At 65.7% G+C, this 16,254-nt stretch carries 16 protein-coding genes, 1 tRNA gene and 1 pseudogene; 7 read left to right on the forward strand and 11 right to left on the reverse strand.

The features are described 5' to 3' along the window. Positions 1-166 precede the first annotated feature (166 nt). On the forward strand, positions 167-2,335 hold the full coding sequence (gene katG / locus OCH7691_RS05445; protein WP_085882356.1) for a catalase/peroxidase HPI: 2,169 nt from the start codon (positions 167-169) through the stop codon (positions 2,333-2,335). A gap of 320 nt (positions 2,336-2,655) precedes the next feature. On the opposite strand, the gene OCH7691_RS05450 is transcribed toward katG, so the two are convergent. The 3 genes from OCH7691_RS05450 to OCH7691_RS05460 form a co-directional block, all read right to left on the reverse strand. Continuing rightward, a complete protein-coding gene (locus OCH7691_RS05450; protein WP_085882357.1) occupies positions 2,656-4,176 on the reverse strand; it encodes an AlbA family DNA-binding domain-containing protein in 1,521 nt (506 codons plus the stop codon). A gap of 683 nt (positions 4,177-4,859) precedes the next feature. After that, a tRNA-Phe gene (locus OCH7691_RS05455) sits at positions 4,860-4,935 on the reverse strand. A 188-nt stretch (positions 4,936-5,123) separates the two neighbouring features. Next, positions 5,124-5,975, reverse strand: coding sequence for an HAD family acid phosphatase (locus OCH7691_RS05460; protein WP_085882358.1), 852 nt, complete (start codon positions 5,973-5,975; stop codon positions 5,124-5,126). A 182-nt stretch (positions 5,976-6,157) separates the two neighbouring features. On the opposite strand from OCH7691_RS05460, the gene OCH7691_RS05465 reads away from it, so the two are divergent. The 5 genes from OCH7691_RS05465 to OCH7691_RS05485 all read left to right on the forward strand — a co-directional run bounded on the left by OCH7691_RS05465 (position 6,158) and on the right by OCH7691_RS05485 (position 10,856). Continuing rightward, a complete protein-coding gene (locus OCH7691_RS05465; protein WP_085882359.1) occupies positions 6,158-7,558 on the forward strand; it encodes an FAD-binding oxidoreductase in 1,401 nt (466 codons plus the stop codon). 47 nt (positions 7,559-7,605) lie between these two features. Next, on the forward strand, positions 7,606-8,328 hold the full coding sequence (locus OCH7691_RS05470) for an HAD family hydrolase (protein ID WP_085882360.1): 723 nt from the start codon (positions 7,606-7,608) through the stop codon (positions 8,326-8,328). A gap of 53 nt (positions 8,329-8,381) precedes the next feature. After that, the gene (locus tag OCH7691_RS05475; RefSeq protein WP_085882361.1) at positions 8,382-9,146 is read left to right on the forward strand and encodes an SDR family oxidoreductase; all 765 of its coding nucleotides are present in this window, start codon (positions 8,382-8,384) and stop codon (positions 9,144-9,146) included. Between the two features lie 321 nt (positions 9,147-9,467). Beyond that, on the forward strand, positions 9,468-9,899 hold the full coding sequence (locus tag OCH7691_RS05480) for an FKBP-type peptidyl-prolyl cis-trans isomerase (RefSeq protein WP_085882362.1): 432 nt from the start codon (positions 9,468-9,470) through the stop codon (positions 9,897-9,899). A 174-nt stretch (positions 9,900-10,073) separates the two neighbouring features. Continuing rightward, complete coding sequence (locus OCH7691_RS05485; protein WP_176244933.1) at positions 10,074-10,856, forward strand: adenylate/guanylate cyclase domain-containing protein; 783 nt, start codon at positions 10,074-10,076, stop codon at positions 10,854-10,856. A gap of 9 nt (positions 10,857-10,865) precedes the next feature. On the opposite strand, the gene OCH7691_RS05490 is transcribed toward OCH7691_RS05485, so the two are convergent. Both OCH7691_RS05490 and OCH7691_RS05495 read right to left on the reverse strand, forming a co-directional pair. After that, the gene (locus OCH7691_RS05490) at positions 10,866-11,939 is read right to left on the reverse strand and encodes a fatty acid desaturase (protein WP_085882364.1); all 1,074 of its coding nucleotides are present in this window, start codon (positions 11,937-11,939) and stop codon (positions 10,866-10,868) included. Between the two features lie 108 nt (positions 11,940-12,047). Further along, positions 12,048-12,260, reverse strand: coding sequence for a cold-shock protein (locus tag OCH7691_RS05495; RefSeq protein WP_085882365.1), 213 nt, complete (start codon positions 12,258-12,260; stop codon positions 12,048-12,050). Positions 12,261-12,643: 383 nt separating this feature from the next. On the opposite strand from OCH7691_RS05495, the pseudogene OCH7691_RS23815 reads away from it, so the two are divergent. After that, positions 12,644-12,784: pseudogene (locus tag OCH7691_RS23815) on the forward strand (winged helix-turn-helix transcriptional regulator); the annotation flags it as partial. Positions 12,785-12,802: 18 nt separating this feature from the next. Here the strand turns inward: OCH7691_RS23815 and OCH7691_RS05500 are convergent. The 6 genes from OCH7691_RS05500 to OCH7691_RS05525 form a co-directional block, all read right to left on the reverse strand. Beyond that, positions 12,803-13,213, reverse strand: coding sequence for a VOC family protein (locus OCH7691_RS05500; RefSeq protein WP_085882366.1), 411 nt, complete (start codon positions 13,211-13,213; stop codon positions 12,803-12,805). A gap of 25 nt (positions 13,214-13,238) precedes the next feature. Next, entirely contained in the window at positions 13,239-13,439 is a 201-nt protein-coding gene (locus OCH7691_RS05505) for a DNA gyrase inhibitor YacG (protein ID WP_085883519.1), read from the reverse strand. Between the two features lie 15 nt (positions 13,440-13,454). Then, positions 13,455-14,873, reverse strand: a complete 1,419-nt coding sequence (locus tag OCH7691_RS05510; RefSeq protein ID WP_085882367.1) for a ribonuclease E/G — start codon at positions 14,871-14,873, stop codon at positions 13,455-13,457. Next, positions 14,863-15,495 (reverse strand): Maf family protein, encoded by a 633-nt coding sequence (locus OCH7691_RS05515; RefSeq protein WP_085882368.1) that lies wholly within the window; start codon positions 15,493-15,495, stop codon positions 14,863-14,865. The genes OCH7691_RS05510 and OCH7691_RS05515 overlap by 11 nt, the downstream gene beginning before the upstream one ends. Positions 15,496-15,510: 15 nt before the next feature. Continuing rightward, complete coding sequence (gene infA / locus OCH7691_RS05520; RefSeq protein WP_085882369.1) at positions 15,511-15,729, reverse strand: translation initiation factor IF-1; 219 nt, start codon at positions 15,727-15,729, stop codon at positions 15,511-15,513. An 82-nt stretch (positions 15,730-15,811) separates the two neighbouring features. Continuing rightward, positions 15,812-16,252 (reverse strand): arsenate-mycothiol transferase ArsC, encoded by a 441-nt coding sequence (locus OCH7691_RS05525; protein ID WP_085882370.1) that lies wholly within the window; start codon positions 16,250-16,252, stop codon positions 15,812-15,814. Positions 16,253-16,254 lie beyond the last annotated feature (2 nt).

A 16,254-nucleotide genomic window follows, 5' to 3' on the forward strand; every position in this document is an offset into this window, starting at 1 on the left:
CGCGCCATGCTGCTTCTCGGGCATATTTGCTATATCTTAAGTATGATCCGCGAGAGCCGCCCGGCAGCGGGCGTCTTTCTTCATTGGAATGATTCCAGACTATTGACGCCCGACTCGCGGCGTTCTAGTTTGGAATTATTCCAAAACAGCGCGATGGAGCTTCGCCATGTCGAATGCAGATGGGACGAGCGCCGGCAAATGCCCGGTGATGCATGGCGGGAATACCGCCCGCAGCAGGAATGTCATGGCGTGGTGGCCGAACGCCCTCAACCTCGACATCCTGCACCAGCACGACGCCAAGACCGATCCGCTGGGCAGGGGCTACGACTATCGCGAGGAACTGAAGAAGCTCGATGTCGCGGCGCTCAAGAAGGACCTGCACGCGCTGATGACCGACAGCCAGGACTGGTGGCCGGCCGACTGGGGCCACTATGGCGGGCTCATGATCCGCATGGCCTGGCATGCCGCCGGATCCTACCGTCTCGCCGACGGCCGGGGCGGCGGCGGCACCGGCAACCAGCGCTTCGCCCCGCTCGATTCCTGGCCCGACAACGTCAGCCTCGACAAGGCCCGCCGCCTGCTCTGGCCGATCAAGAAGAAATACGGCCGGCGGATCAGCTGGGCCGACCTCATCATCCTCGCCGGCAACGTCGCCTATGAATCGATGGGCCTGAAGACCTACGGCTTCGGCTTCGGCCGCACCGACATATGGCATCCGGAAACCGACACCTACTGGGGCTCGGAGACGGAATGGCTCGCCAAGGACCGCTATGCGACCGCCGGCGACGAGGACTCGCTCGACAACCCGCTGGCCGCCGTGCAGATGGGCCTGATCTACGTCAATCCGGAAGGCGTCGACGGCAAGCCCGACCCGCTGAAGACGGCCCAGGCCGTGCGCGTGACCTTCGCCCGCATGGCGATGAACGACGAGGAGACGGCGGCGCTGACCGCCGGCGGCCACACCGTCGGCAAGTGCCACGGCAATGGCGACGCGGGCCGGCTCGGCCCGGAGCCGCAGGCGGCCGAGGTCGAGGACCAGGGCCTCGGCTGGAAGAACCCGGGCGGCAGGGGCGTCGGCCGCGACGCGATCACCAGCGGCCTCGAGGGCGCCTGGACGAGCCATCCGACGGTGTTCGACATGGGCTATTTCGACATGCTGCTCGACCATGAGTGGGAAATCCGCACGAGCCCCGCCGGCGCCCGGCAGTGGGAGCCGGTCGACATCCGCGAGGAAGACAAGCCCGTCGACGTCGAGGATCCCTCGATCCGCCGCATGCCGCTCATGACCGACGCCGACATGGCGATGAAGATGGACCCGACCTATCGCGCGATCATGGAGCGGTTCCGCGCCGACCCCGCCTATTTCCGGGACACCTTCGCGCGGGTCTGGTTCAAGCTCACCCACCGCGACATGGGGCCGAAGGCGCGCTACATCGGCCCCGAGGTCCCGGCCGAGGACCTGATCTGGCAGGACCCGGTGCCGGCCGGCCCAACCGGTTACGACGTCGGGGCGGTCAAGGCGAGGATCGCGGCCAGCGGCCTCTCGGTCGGCGACATGGTCGCGACCGCCTGGGACAGCGCGCGGACCTATCGCGGCTCGGACATGCGGGGCGGCGCCAACGGCGCGCGCATCCGCCTCGCGCCGCAGAAGGACTGGGCCGGCAACGAGCCCGCGCGCCTGGCCCGGGTGCTGGCCGTCCTCGAACCGATCGCGGCGGCGGGCGGTGCCAGCCTCGCCGACGTCATCGTGCTCGCCGGCAATGTCGGGATCGAGCAGGCGGCGCGGGCCGCCGGCGTCGAGATCGCCGTGCCCTTCGCGCCGGGCCGGGGCGACGCCACCGACGCGATGACCGACGCGGAGTCCTTCGAGCCGCTGGAACCGATCGCCGACGGCTATCGCAACTGGCTCAAGAAGGACTACGCCGTCAGCGCGGAGGAACTGATGCTCGACCGCACCCAGCTCATGGGCCTGACCGCGCCCGAGATGACCGTGCTGGTCGGCGGCATGCGCGTGCTCGGCACCAACCACGGCGGCACCGGGCACGGCGTGTTCACGGACCGGGAAGGGGCGCTGACCAACGACTTCTTCGTCAACCTGACGGACATGCGCTACGCCTGGACGCCGGCCGGCAACAACCTCTACGAGATCCGCGACCGCAAGACCGGCGCGGCCAGGTGGACGGCGACCCACATCGACCTCGTGTTCGGCTCGAACTCGATCCTCCGCGCCTATGCGGAGGTCTATGCCCAGGACGACAGCCGGGAGAAGTTCGTGCAGGACTTCGTCGCCGCATGGACCAAGGTCATGAATGCGGACCGCTTCGACCTCGCCTAGGCGCTGGACAGGTCACCGGGGCGGTGCGCCGGCCGAGGCGGCGTGCCGTCTTGGCGGGCCGCGACAGCGGACGCCGAGGTTATGTAGTCGTATTACAGGTGGGTCGCCGGCTCGCTGCCGGAAACGTTGCCTGCGACGCCCCGAGTACAACCACTCCGACGGGCCAAGGTCGAGGGCAAGCTAACAAATGCCATGTCAACTGTGTCAATGAGGCCAGAACCATTCACGCCGAAGATTCTCAGATCGGACAAGTAAATTGGCACTCCATACGCGGCGCACTGCTTGTTCTTGTTATCCTTAAGCGGGGCGGAGCTTAAACGTCAGTTATCTACTTGGGATAGTTCAATGAACTCAATCTCGTCAAGGCGACTGGCTGCGCGGTAAATCGCACCGCGCACAGCGCTATTACTACGATATGTGTTGAGTAATCCGTCTAGGATCTCTAGAAGCGGTTCGACATTTTCAAAGTCATTGGGAAGCCCTTGAATGGCTCTTGCGATCAACGTCGGCTGATATCGATCGGCCAGACCATCGATCTCACCGGCTTGGATTTCCTCGCCAACAGGTACGGCATTGCCACTCAATGCCGTGTAGGCGCGAAGTTCACCACGAAGCCGCTCAAGCGCTCGTTGTTTAGGGAGCAGGTAGACCGCTTCGGTAGCGTCAAGTATTTGAACCGCCTGTTCAACATTCTGACCACTTAGGTTGATGAAATAGAACAACGGTAGCCACTGACGTTGAACTTGAGCGGCAAGGCGTACGTACTCCATCGGAGTTCGTTCACGTTCATGGCGCAGGTAGGCCTTCACTGACATGTCAGCAGTCAGGGCGCGCTCTTCAATCCGCTCGCGAATCTGCCCATTTTGGTCAATGGCCCTTACGTCGCCGACAAGACGAAGCGTCGGCGAGCCTTCCCGTTCTAGAAACTCGCCTTCACGAATAAATTCAAGCTGGTCTGCCAATTCGCGATCAATGGTGATCTGAACATTGCCTGTATCGAGAGTTCCATCTTGAGTATCCACAATTAGTGCCTTGTCAGTTCCGATCGCTGATAGTCTCGCAGCACTTGACAAGAGCATTGTCTGGCTCGAGTGGTCGCGCTCCCTCAGCATGGCGAGTAGATCGCCGAATTTGATACGCGCAGATTGACCGGGATACCGAAACAAGATGCTACCATCCGAAAGTCCGTCGCCATCGCGACAAACGATCACCGGGGGAAGTGAGTACTTCTCGACGTGGATGACACCAATTCTCAGACCGCCCAAATTAATGGAGCATTTCGAAAATATGGGCGTTGGCGTGAGGAAGGATTTTACCTTATCGGCTATTGTCGAAACATCGGTGTTTTCAAAGGTATCGTCGGGAAGTCCCACAACCCGGCATTCATCATCTGTAACCCCAATGAAGACAAATCCCCCCCGATTATTGGCTAGACCTGCCACTGCTCTGACAATTGGAGTTAATCGCCTAGGATCGAAGGATTCCTTACATTCTTGCTCGGATGTCTCGCCATCGGCGAGATACCATTGGCCATCGGATCGGCGCTCGAACCGCCCGTGCGCACGATCGGCCAGAGTCCTCCGTTGTGTTGCAGTATTGTCCTCAACAACAACACCGACCTCTCTAGGCGTGAAAGTTATCAAGAAAGCATCTAATGCCGCGTCATTTGCCGTTGGGACATCGCGCCCGTAAGTGCCGCCTCTTATCTGGCTGATCCGGCCCGAATTCACCGGACGTTCCTGACGGTTGAAATAGAACTGAATGTCGCGATTGCGCTGCCCACGCGCCAGCATTGCCTTTATCAGTCCGATCTCCTCATCGGTGATGCTGCGTTGTGGCACTTGTTATGACCCAAGCATCTCTGGTGTTTAGATTGTTCTACGAGATATGAACAAACGCGTAGTCAATCGATGTCATCGTAGATCAATGTTCGAATATGTACAAAAACATTAGCGATGAATCTATTTATGAGTCGTTATCTTGTGTTTACTAAAATTCGTATCCTTATCATATTCATTTCAGCTAATTCGAATCTTTCCGAAGACGGAAATTGAAATTGACAGTTTTCTGATAAATATGACGTTTTCAGAAATATTACTTTCCATTATGGTTGAATGTTATCAAATGTGATAATAATATTGTGCGCCGTATTAGATATTTAAGTTTTTTCGAATTGGAATTTCGTATTTCTGATCTATTATTTTATAAACACTGAGCGTTATTCTCTACTGTGCGCTATTGCAGTTAATTTAGTTTCCTCGACAAATCTTAGAAAATTGGACGGCCGCTATTTCGGTGAGGGAAGATTATCATCTGATCAAGGCGGGGCGTGCCCCGTATTTCCGCTAAGGCCTTGACACACCGCTTCTTGCAATTGCCTCGCATGAGGCAGTCGATCACTGAGAGTCGATGCTTTTCTTAGAAACGCGACAGATTCATGCCAAAGTTTTAAGAGTGCGATCATTTTTGCCGAGCGGCATTGCGCTATATCGCGACCGGTCGGCAGGGTATGAATGGGAAAAAATGGTGCCCAGGGGCGGATTCGAACCACCGACACGCGGATTTTCAATCCGCTGCTCTACCAACTGAGCTACCTGGGCATCCGGGCGGCAACCGGCCCGAAATCGCGGGCCTCGGCGTTGGCGACGCCGCGTTATAGGCGAAAGCGCCGGCCCTGTCCATAGCCCGGCGCGGGCGAATTTCGCCGCCGCCGAGAGCGCGTCTCTCCGCAGGTCGCGCGCCCCCGGCTGGCCGTTATCACTGTCGCCGGCCGGTCGCCGGCCCGCCCTCACTGCGGCGGCGCGAAGGGCTCCAGCGCGTCCCGCTTCATGCGCCGCTTGTCGGTGTCGGGCAGCTTGTAGTCGAAGCCGAAGGGCGCCGCCTCCCAGCTCCCGTAGGAGGGGTTGGCGAGCATGATCCATTTCGTGCCCCACTTGTCGGCGTTCGCCTCGAACACCTTCTGGCGCTCGGCGATGGTGCCCTTGTATGCGTCGACGAAGTCGCCGAAATTGTCGCCGACCACGACCAGCACCCGATGGGTCGCGGCGACCACCGCGCGGCGCGAGCCCTTGGCCGAGCCCCAGCCCTCCTTCTCGCCCTTCATCAGCACCGTGTCGGTCTCGGTCGCGACCGGGTAGCCGAGCGCGGCGAGGTTCTTCCGCGTCGCCTCCTCCTGGTCGGCCGAGCGGTTGGTGACATAGAAGGCCGTCACCCCCTTCGAGGCCGCGTAGGCGATGAAATCGAGCGAGCCCGGCACCGGCTTCGAGGTCGCCGACTGCACGAAGGCGTCCCAGTTCTTCGGGAAGCCCTCGCCGCTGGTCACGGTGAGCGCCTGGTAGGCGAGGTTGTCGAGCACGGTCTCGTCGACGTCGAGGATGACCGCTGGCGGCAGCGCCTGGTAGCCGGCCTGCTGCTCGTCCACGGCGGTCCAGTCCCTGTCGGCGAGCGCCATGTCGAGGGCCGCCCGCGCCGCCATGTAGGCGGCGATCGCGTTGGCCTTGTATTCCACCGCGCTCTGCGCCCAGAGCGTGGCGTTCAGGTTGTCGTCGGCTTCCGGCTGGCTGAGCGCCGTGGCCGGAGCGGGCCCGAGCAGCGTCGCCGCGAGGGCGCCCGCCGCGAGGATGCTGGCGAAGTTCCGCATGGTGCCTTCCTGTCCTGGTTTCTGTTTTATGACCGCTTCATGACGGCGCGCGGCGCGGGTGCTGTCAAGCGGCTTTGCGCGTGGCGGGCAGCATCCTGCGGCCGGGCGGGCCGCCGGCCGGCGTGACGGGGCCGGGCGCTTGCACTAGTCTCGACGGATCGAAACGAGACGAAGCGGGAGGGATGGGCTTGTCGGGCAGCGATGCGGATTTCGCGGCCGCGCTTACGGCGGCGCTGGGCGCGGGACAGGTGCTGGAAGGCAGCGCCGTGGCCGAGCGCAATCCGGGCTTCGGCGCCAGCAACCTGCGGGCCGGCATCCTGGTCCGGCCGCGCGACACGGCCGGCGTCGCCGCCACGCTCCGCCTCTGTCACGAGGCCGGCCGCGCGGTCGTCGCCCAGGGCGGGCTGACCGGGCTCGCCGGCGGCGCCACGACCGGGCCCGGCGACGTGATCCTCTCGCTCGAACGGCTCGACCGGATCGAGGCGATCGACCCGGTCAACCGGACCATGACGGTCGGCGCCGGCTGTCACCTGCAGGTCGTGCAGGAGGCGGCCGAGGCGGCCGGCCTGATGTTCCCGCTCGACCTGCCGTCGCGCGGCTCCTGCACGGTCGGCGGCAATATCGCGACCAATGCCGGCGGCTGCCGGGTCTTCCGCTACGGCATGACGCGCGGGCTGGTGCTCGGGCTCGAGGCGGTGCTGGCCGACGGCACCGTGCTCTCCTCGCTCAACCGGGTGATCAAGAACAACGCGGGTTACGACCTGAAGCAGCTCTTCATCGGCACGGAAGGCACCCTCGGCATCGTCACCCGCGCCGTGCTGCGGCTGTTCGAGCTGCCGCGCGGCCAGGCGACGGCGCTCGCCGCGGTCGAGAGCTTCGAGCAGGTGGCGAGCCTGCTGAAGGCGGTCGATGGCGGGCTCGGCGGCGCGCTCTCGACCTTCGAGGTGATGTGGCGGAACTATTACGCGGTGACCGCCGAGGCGACCTGCGGCGCGAGCATGCCGTTACCGGCGAAGGCGCCCTTCGTGGTCCTGATCGAGGCCCTCGACCGCAGCGACGAGGCCGCGCGCGGCGCGCTCGAGGGCGCCCTCGGCCAGGCTTTCGAGGCCGGCCTGCTCGCGGATGCGGTGGTCGCCAAGTCGGCCGCCGAAAGCGAGGTCTTCTGGCGCATCCGGGACGACAGCCTGGTGCTGTTCGACCGCCACGAAACCGTGCTGCCCTTCGACATCAGCCTGCCGATCCCGGAGATGGCGGATTACGTGACGACGGTCGAGGCGACGCTTGCCCGCACGCTGCCCGACTACGCGACCTATACCTTCGGCCATATCGCCGACGGCAACCTGCATTTCGCGGTCTGCGGCAGGGCGATGGACCCGGCGACCCGGGAGACGGCCGAGCGGGCGGTCTACGCGCCGCTCGACGGGCGCGGCTCGGTCTCGGCCGAGCATGGCATCGGGCTCGACAAGAAGGGCTGGCTGCCGCTCTCGCGCAACCCGGAGGAGCTTGCGCTGATGCGCCGGCTGAAGGTGGCGCTCGACCCGAAGAACATTCTCAATCCGGGCAAGGTCGTCGACGCCGCCTGAGGCGCGGCCCGGCCCGGTTCACGACCGCACAGAAACGAGAGGACAGCATGACGACCGATGGCATCAGGGCGCTCACCTTCGATACAGGGGGCACCATCCTCGACTGGCACAGCGGCTATGTCGCGGCGCTGCGGAAGGCCGGCCAGGCGCACGGCCAGGACGCCGACTGGCACGCGGTCGCCAACGAGATCCGCGGCAATGTCCTCCGCCGCATGGTCAACCTGGGCGAGGCCGCGCCGCCGCCCTACAACTTCGACGGCGGCCACGAACTTGCCGTAGACGACGCGCTGGCGAAGCACGGCCTCGACGACTGGACGGCGGACGAGCGCGCCAGCCTCGGCGCGCCGACGACCCATCACCTGCGCTGCTGGCCGGACTTCCCGCCGGTCCTGCCGAAGCTCCGCCAGTCCTTCATCTGCGCCTCCTTCACGATCCTGAGTTACCGGCTGATCATCGATACCGCGCGCGCCAACGGACTGTCATGGGACGCGGTGCTCTCCTGCGAGGGGATCGGCAAGTACAAGCTGCTCCGCGAATCCTACCTGACGGCGGCCCGCTGGCTGCAGCTCGAACCGTCCGAATGCCTGATGGTCGCCTGCCACAATTTCGATCTGGACGCGGCGCGCGCCGCCGGTTTCCGCACCGCCTTCGTCCGCCGCCCGGACGAATGGGGGCCGTCCGGCCCGCCGGACCCGGAACCCAACCCGGCCTGCGACGTCATCGCCGACGATTTTCCGGGCCTGGCCCGGGCGCTGGGCGTGGCGCTCTGAGGCCGCATCGGCTACATCTTCGCCAGATAAGAAAAACCTGAGGCAGGACAGTAATGAAGATCGCCAACAAGAATGTCGTCATCACCGGGGCCGCGTCAGGCATCGGCCTGGAACTCGCCCACCGCTTCAAGCGCGAGGGCGCGCGCAGCATCACCGTCGCCGACCTCCAGGAAGGCCCGTTGCAGAAGGTCGCCCAGGATATCGGCGGCACCGCCGTGCCCTGCGACGTCTCGAAGGAAAGCGACATCCAGGCGGTCGTGAAGGCGGCCGAGGCGGCTTACGGGCCGATCGACATCTTCTGCTCGAACGCCGGCATCGCCCGCTACGGCTGGGAGGAATCGCCCGACGCCATCTGGGACATGAACTGGAAGATCCATGTCATGGCCCATGTCTATGCCGCCCGCGCCGTGGTCGGCGGCATGGTCGAGCGCGGCGAGGGTTACCTGGTCAATACCGCGTCGGCGGCCGGGCTGCTCTCCCAGGTCGACAGCGCCACCTACGCGGTGACCAAGCATGCGGCCGTCGCCTTCGCCGAGACGCTGGCGATCCGCTACGGCGACAAGGGCGTCCGGGTCTCGGTGCTCTGCCCGCAATCGGTCCGCACGGCGATGACCGCGGGGCACGAGAATCACGTCGCCGCCGTCGACGGCATGATCGAACCGGAGGTGCTGGCCGATTGCGTCGTCGAGACCATGGACCGTGAGGAATTCCTGATCCTGCCCCATCCGCAGGTGATCGAATACATGCGCCGCAAGACCGCCGACTACGACCGCTGGCTCAGCGGCATGCGCCGGCTGCGCGACCGCTTCCTCGGCTGACGGCGGCGGGGCGGGCCCGGTACCGGGTCCGCCACCCCTTCCCGAGGGCCGATCCGAGGCCGGCTTCGGCGGCCGGCGCGGTTGACTTGACCGGCCGCTCCTGTAGCCTTGGAGCCGACCTTCGCACAACCTCTCCTTGCAAGTGACGCACGGCCCGTCCGTATCGTGTCTCACCTTCCATTGATGTTTTGCCGGAGCTCTCGCCACGGCCCGGAGGATCTCCGGGCATCCAGATGGAGTCCGGGGACGGCCGGGGCTGAGCGCCCGTGATGGCCGTCCGGTCCGGACAACCGCGAACGACGAGAAGACGGAGCAGACGAGATGAAACAGGTTGAGACCGGCGACAAGGTTCGCGTCCACTATACTGGCACCCTCGACGACGGCACCCAGTTCGACAGCTCGGCGGGCCGCGACCCGCTGGAAGTCGAGATCGGTGTCGGCATGGTCATTCCCGGCTTCGAGCAGGCGATCCTCGGCATGAAGCCCGGCGAGACCAAGAGCGTCACGCTGGCGCCCGAGGAAGCCTATGGCCCGCACGTCCCGCAGCTCGTCCAGAAGGTCGAGCGCGAGCGCATCCCGCCGGAGATCGATCTCGAGATCGGCACCGCGCTCAGCACCGCCGACCAGCAGGGCAACCCGATCAACCTGGTCGTCGTCGAACTCGACGAGGCGACGGTGACGCTCGACGCCAATCACCCGCTCGCCGGCCGGGCGCTGACCTTCGAGCTGGAACTGGTCGAACTGGTCGCCTGATACCGTCGCGGGTCCGGTCGCACATGGCCGGGCCCGCGTCCGGGCCTTCCCGTTCGTCGCCGGCTATGGCAAAATGAAGCGTCGCGTACCGCGGCGTCCAGGGTTCCGGGTGTGCGACTTGCGGCCGCCAGGATGTCACCGACTCCGGTGGCGGCGGCCTCCTGGAGGCGGGCCATGGTTGAACCGGGTCCCGGCGATCGGGTCATCAACGTCGAATGGCAACAGGTCGTGATCAAGGGGCATCCGCCGCTCAAATGGATGCACCGCATCTTCTCGCGGCTGCCCGGCCCGCCACGCTGCAAGCTTTGCCATAATCCCTTCGGCGGCATCGGCGGCAAGCTCTGCGCCCTCATCAACATGCGCCCGTCGCGCAAGAATCCCGCGCTCTGCGTGCTTTGTTGCGAAGGACTTCCGCCGGGCGGCGCCGAGGTCGAGATCGCCGTGCTGTTCGCCGACATCCGCGATTCCACCGGGCTCGCCCACCGGCTCGGGCCGACCGCCTACGCGGAGACGCTCAACCGCTTCTACACCATCGCGACCGAGGTTCTGATCCCTCATGACGCGACGATCGACAAGCTGATCGGCGACGAGGTGATGGCGTTCTTCGTGCCCGGATTCGCCGGTCCCGACTTCAAGCGGGTGGCGGTCACCGCGGCGCGGGAGCTCCGGGAGGCGCTTGCCGGCGCGGGGCCGGAGGACGGCCGCCTGGCGGTCGGGATCGGGCTTGAGGCGGGGCCGGCCTATGTCGGCAATGTCGGCGCCGGCGGCTATGTCGATTTCACCGCGGTCGGCGATCCGGTCAACGCGGCGGCGCATATCCAGGCACTGGCGAGGTCGGGCGAGATCCTGCTCGGCGACGGAATCTACGCCGCCGTCGCCGATCGCTATCCGGACAGCCCGGCATTGACCGTGACCCTGAAGGGCCACGGACCGCTCACCGTCCACGCGCTCGGCTAGGACCCGTTCTCAGCCCTTGCGCAGGGTCCGGAAGGAGATCAGCCGCTGCCTGTTCTCGTCCCACAGCGCCAGCCGCATGCAATGCAGGCTGTCGCGGAGCGTGAGGCGGTTCAGCGATTTCAGCGCCGGGATGTCCTCCAGGCAGTCGCGCAAGCGGTAGTTCGGAATCCGGCAGGACAGGTGATGGATATGGTGCAGGCCGATATTGCCGGTGAACCAGCGAAGCAGGCGCGGCAGGTCGTAGTGACTGCTCGCCATCACGGCCGCCTCGTGGAAATCCCAGTTCTCGCGGTCCTGCCAGTAGGTCTGCTCGAACTGGTGCTGGACATAGAACAGCCAGACGCCGATCGCCGACGACAGCAGGATGATCGGTGCCTGCACCATCAGCACCTCGGTGAAACCGAAGGCGAGGCCCAGCGCCAGCAGCAGGCCGACGATCCCCAGGTTGGCGATCATCACGCCGCGAATGAGCTTCGGCTCGCGCCGGATCAGGTCGAGCGGCAGCCGGTACTTCACCACGAAGACATAGATCGGCCCGATGCCGAGAATGACCAGCGGATGCCGGTAGATCCGGTAGGCAAGGCGCCGCCAGGGCGACAACGCGCGATATTCCGCGACGGTCAGCAGTTCAAGGTCGCCGATGCCGCGGCCTTCCAGGTTGCCGCAGGTCGCATGATGGATGTTGTGCGCCCGGCGCCAGTATTCGTGCGGGGTGAGGGTGACGAAGCCGATCAGCGTGCCGGTCAGGTCGTTGAGCCATTTCGACTGGAAGAACGAGCGATGGCCGCAGTCGTGCTGGATGATGAACAGGCGGACGACCAGGCCGGCGGCAACCACGGACATCAGCAGGGTCAGCCAGTAATGGTCATGCACCGTCAGGATCATCGCCGTCCAGATCGCGGCCAGCGGAATGATCGTGCTGAGCAGTTGCAGGATACCCTGCGCCCGATCCGACTGGGCATGCCGCCGGGCAATTCGTGCCCAATCGCGGGTCCGCGCAACCGACCCTGACGTGCCGCGGTCCGCCGGACCCTCGCCGGCCGCCGCGGGGCTGAAAATCGTTTCGCTGGTTATGCTCGTCATCCTGTCTTGCCGATCATGCCGGCCTGCCGAATCTCCGGCGGCACGTTCATGGTGTTGCGGATCGCGCCGCCGGAACCGGAGTCCGGCGACGCGCCCGGTGGAGAAGTCTCAGGCGAGCTGCAGATTGGTCGCCTGCTTGCCGCGGCCGCGACGATCATCCTCGATCTCGAAGCTGACCTTGCTGCCCTCGTCGACCGAGGCAACGCCGGAGCGTTCGAGCGCGGAGATGTGGACGAAAACGTCGCCATCGCCGGTATCCGGGGTGATGAAGCCGAAGCCACGGGCCTGGTTGAAGAATTTAACGGTTCCATTGACTCGCATGTCTGGGTCCTTTCCCGATGTCATGTGCAAGCGCGTAGACCGCCGCGCCGGATGGCGTGACCGATCTGTGTCTCAGATTGTCGGGAAAAGGTCCTTTGGCCCGGGAACCATCGGATGCGATGGGTAGTTTCAATTCCACGGGCGTCTATGCTTTAGCCTGTTTTCTGAGGCTGAATCCGGCCCGAAGGCGGGATCCAGTAGCGCCGCTAACATAGGTGACACGGGGGCAAATGCAAGGATATTGCGCCCCCGTCAGGTTGCGCCGGGGCGGTCGAATCGGGAAAAATACAACGCCGTCAATCGCTTGCGAAAAAGCGCCGGGATCCGGGGCGACGGTGCCCGGCATCGGACACCGTCGCCCCGGCGATCGCCGCCGGCGTGCTATGCGCAGGCTGCGCCAGTTCGAAACCGAAGGGGTGATCGAGCGCCGCCGGACAAGCGGCCGCGGATTTGCCCATTACCTGACGGAAGCTGGGCAGGAATTCGTGCCGCTGGTGGAGGCGCTGGAAGTCTGGCGCCAGCGCTGGACCCGGCCCGCGCGGTCAGCCGCCCGGCGCGATGAACTCGAGGCGGATGCCGCCCGGAATGGCGCACATCATGTGCCGGGTGGCGCCGCCGCCGAGCGGCTCGGGCGCGAACTCGATGACCACGCCGGCGCTGTCCGCCAGCCTGCCGTGCAGGGTGTCGAGCGCCGCCGCGTCCTCGACTTTCAGCGCCAGGTGGTGGAGGCCGACATTGTTCCGGCGATCGAAGGGCACGGCGCTGGCCGGATCGGCGGCCTGCCAGAGCGTGATCATGGTTGAGCCGTCGGTGACGAAGACGGCCGGGTAGTCCGGCTTCTCGCCGACCTGGCGAAAGCCGAGCAAGTCGATGAAGAAGGCGCGCGCACCGGCGAGGTCCGGGACCGTCAGGCCGATATGGTGGGCGCCACGGGTCAGGGCGGCGTTGGTCATTCTGCGTTGGCTCCTCGTGCCGGGGTCATTCCTGTTCGTCCCGGTCGGTCACGGGCGGCGGCTCGCCGGGCGCTTCCTCGGTCGGGATCGCGTAGCGTCCGTCAAGCCAGCGGCCGAGGTCGAGATCCTTGCACCGGGGTGAACAGAAGGGCCGGTTGCCGGCCTCCGCCGGCTTTCCGCAGATCGGGCAGCGCGCCGGCTTTCTCGGTCCGCCGCCTTCAGGCATCGCGTTCATCGATCCTCATGTTTCCCAGTCGAGCCGTTCCTCGCCGCGGGCTAGCGTCGCGTCGGCGACGATTGCCAGCGGGCGGGCGATGGCGCGGGCGAGCGCCTCCGCATGTTTCTCCATATAGTGGGCCAGGGCCGGCGCGGCGACAAGACGGAGCTTTCCGCCAACCCGGTGACGGGCGTCGCGCAGAGCCTCCCGGGCCAGCTTCGAGGCGGCCGCCTCGAGCGACAGGCGCAGCCCGTCGGCCGCCGGTTCGAGCAACCGCTCGGCGAGGCTCGGCCCCTTACGGGCGCGGCTGAGCGCGACCAGCCCGAAGCGGTCCGGCTGTTCCAGCACGACTTCCGCCGGGTCGGCGCGGAAACCGGCCTCGAGCTTCGCCATGACCTGTTGCCAGTGGCGGCGGTCGCGCATGCCGACGAAATCGACGACAACGAGGCCGGCGATATTGCGAAGCCTTAGCGCACCGGGGATCGCCGCCGCGGCGCGCAGGTTGATCTCCAGCGCGGTGAGCTCGGCGTCGCTATTGCGGCCGCCCGGTCCGTTGACGTCGATCGCCGTCAGCGCCGTGGTCGTCTCGATCACCAGGTCGCCGCCGCCGGGCAGTGCCAGGCGGGGTTCCAGCGCCTCCTCGATCGCCGCGTCGACACCGTGTGCGAGGAACAGCGGCTCGCCGTCGCGATGCACCTGGAGGAGCGACAGGAGCGCCGGCCATTCGCGGGCGGCGAGCGCCCGGGCCTCGGCGAAGGCGGCATCGCCCTCGATGCGGATCGCTGCCAGCGTCGCCGGATCGGCGGCCCGCAGCGTCTGCAGGATCGGGTGCGGCGCGGCCGCCAGCAGGGTCGGGCCGCGGGCCGCGCGGACCTTCGCGGTGATCGCCTGCCAGCGCGCCAGGAGGCGGTCGAGGGCGGCGTCCAGTTCCGCCTCGTCGGCCTGGGCCGCGGCCGTCCGGATCGTCAGGCCGAGCCCGTCGCGGCGCGATGTCGTCGTTGCCGCCCAGGTCCGAAGGCGCGCCTTGGCGGCATCGTCGAGCCGCGCCGAGAGCGCCAGTTCGCGGGCCGCCGGGCGCAATACCAGGAGACGTTCGGTCAGTTCCGGGCGGGCGCTGACACGCGGCCCCTTGCCGCCATAGGCGGCGCGCTCGATCTCGACGACGAGCATCTCGCCTTCATGCAGCGGCGGCCCGGCATCGCCGTTCGCGCCCTTGCGGCGCGGCGCGTCGCGGAGCCGCATCAGCCCTTCGGCATCGTCGCCGAGGGCAAGAAAGGCGGCCTGCAGGGAGGGCTCGATCCGGGTCACGCGGGCGAGATGCAGCGCCCCCACGGCAAGTTCGCCGCCGCCGGGCATGATCTCGAACGAGACCGCGCGGCCCTTGACTAGGCTTGCGACCCGGGTCTCGAACGGACCCGCCTCGATCAGCAGTTCAGCGAGCATCGGCGGGAGCTGCCGCCTGCGCCTGCCAGAGCGGGTAGCCGAGCCCCGTGAGCAGACAGGCGGTTTCGTGAAGCGGCAATCCGACGACCGCGGAATAGGAGCCCTGGAGCGCCGAGACGAAGGCCGCCGCGAGACCCTGGATGGCATAGCCGCCGGCCTTGCCGTGCCATTCGCCGGAGGCGAGATAGCCGTCGATCTCGGCCCGGTCGAGGCGCTTGAAGGTGACCCGGCTGGCGACCACGCGGGTTGCCTCGCGGCCGTCCGGGGCGATCAGCGCGAGACCGGTGTAGACCCGGTGGGCGCGGCCCGACAGCAGGTTCAGGCAGTGCCGCGCCGAGGCCTCGTCCTCGGCCTTCGGCAGGATCCGCCGGCCGAGCGCCACAACGGTATCGGCGGCGAGCACGAAATGCCCCGCATGACGGGGGGCGACGGCCGCTGCCTTGCCGGATGCCAGCCGACCGGCGAGCAGGCGCGCGCTTTCGCCGGCGCGCGGCGTCTCGTCGATCTCGGCCGGATCGACGGCGGCGGGTTCCAGTCTGAGCTGTCTGAGAAGCTGGACGCGGCGCGGCGAGGCCGATGCAAGCGTCAGCGGCGGCGGCTCGAAGGGTTGGGAGATCCCCATGCCCGTGGCCACGGCCTACTTGTGGCGGAAGGTGATCCGCCCCTTGGTCAGGTCATAGGGAGTCATTTCCACGGTGACCTTGTCGCCGGCCAGCACGCGGATCCGGTTCTTGCGCATCTTGCCGGACGTATGTGCCAGCACCTCATGCTCGTTTTCGAGTATCACGCGAAACATCGCGTTCGGCAGGACCTCAGTCACTGTGCCGGGAAATTCGAGAAGTTCTTCCTTCGCCATAAACTCTTCCGTTCGGTTCGTTCGCGGAGGGAAAGATGCGCGAATAGCGGCAAAAATCAAGCTATTTGCGGGATTGAGCCGTTCAGACGACCGGATTCGGGCCGCTGTCGAAGCGTTCGGTGATCCGTTTCATGAGCTGGTCGCGGACCTCGCGATAGGCCTGGAGACGGGTTTCCCGGCTGCCCTCGATGATCGACGGATCGAGGGTCGGCCAGTATTCGACGTCGCAGGCCATGGTGCGCGTCAGTTCGACCGCGGAATGTTGCGCCTCCGGCGACAGCGAGATGATCAGGTCGTAGGAAGTGTCCTCCAGGTCGTCGAAGGATTTCGACCTGTGGCGGCTGACATCGATGCCGATCTCGTCCATCACCTGGATCACGAAGCCGTCGGTCGGGACCGGCCGAACGCCGGCCGAATCGACATAGACCTGCCGGCCGAACAGCATCTTCATGATTCCCTCGGCCATCGGCGAACGAACCGCATTCTGAGTGCAGGCGAACAGGACGCTGGCCGGCAGGGGCATAT

It is taken from the genome of Oceanibacterium hippocampi (genome assembly GCF_900172325.1).
Lineage (GTDB): Bacteria > Pseudomonadota > Alphaproteobacteria > Sneathiellales > Sneathiellaceae > Oceanibacterium > Oceanibacterium hippocampi.

Bases quoted from the DNA above. Each gene is read 5' to 3' on its own strand.
- katG (WP_085882356.1), top strand. From the start codon at position 167: ATGTCGAATGCAGATGGGACGAGCGCCGGCAAATGCCCGGTGATGCAT.
- OCH7691_RS05460 (WP_085882358.1), bottom strand. From the start codon at position 5,975: ATGCGGAACTTCGCCAGCATCCTCGCGGCGGGCGCCCTCGCGGCGACG.
- OCH7691_RS05465 (WP_085882359.1), top strand. From the start codon at position 6,158: ATGGGCTTGTCGGGCAGCGATGCGGATTTCGCGGCCGCGCTTACGGCG.
- OCH7691_RS05470 (WP_085882360.1), top strand. From the start codon at position 7,606: ATGACGACCGATGGCATCAGGGCGCTCACCTTCGATACAGGGGGCACC.
- OCH7691_RS05475 (WP_085882361.1), top strand. From the start codon at position 8,382: ATGAAGATCGCCAACAAGAATGTCGTCATCACCGGGGCCGCGTCAGGC.
- OCH7691_RS05480 (WP_085882362.1), top strand. From the start codon at position 9,468: ATGAAACAGGTTGAGACCGGCGACAAGGTTCGCGTCCACTATACTGGC.
- OCH7691_RS05485 (WP_176244933.1), top strand. From the start codon at position 10,074: ATGGTTGAACCGGGTCCCGGCGATCGGGTCATCAACGTCGAATGGCAA.
- OCH7691_RS05490 (WP_085882364.1), bottom strand. From the start codon at position 11,939: ATGACGAGCATAACCAGCGAAACGATTTTCAGCCCCGCGGCGGCCGGC.
- OCH7691_RS05495 (WP_085882365.1), bottom strand. From the start codon at position 12,260: ATGCGAGTCAATGGAACCGTTAAATTCTTCAACCAGGCCCGTGGCTTC.
- OCH7691_RS05500 (WP_085882366.1), bottom strand. From the start codon at position 13,213: ATGACCAACGCCGCCCTGACCCGTGGCGCCCACCATATCGGCCTGACG.
- OCH7691_RS05505 (WP_085883519.1), bottom strand. From the start codon at position 13,439: ATGCCTGAAGGCGGCGGACCGAGAAAGCCGGCGCGCTGCCCGATCTGC.
- OCH7691_RS05510 (WP_085882367.1), bottom strand. From the start codon at position 14,873: ATGCTCGCTGAACTGCTGATCGAGGCGGGTCCGTTCGAGACCCGGGTC.
- OCH7691_RS05515 (WP_085882368.1), bottom strand. From the start codon at position 15,495: ATGGGGATCTCCCAACCCTTCGAGCCGCCGCCGCTGACGCTTGCATCG.
- infA (WP_085882369.1), bottom strand. From the start codon at position 15,729: ATGGCGAAGGAAGAACTTCTCGAATTTCCCGGCACAGTGACTGAGGTC.
- OCH7691_RS05525 (WP_085882370.1), bottom strand. From the start codon at position 16,252: ATGCCCCTGCCGGCCAGCGTCCTGTTCGCCTGCACTCAGAATGCGGTT.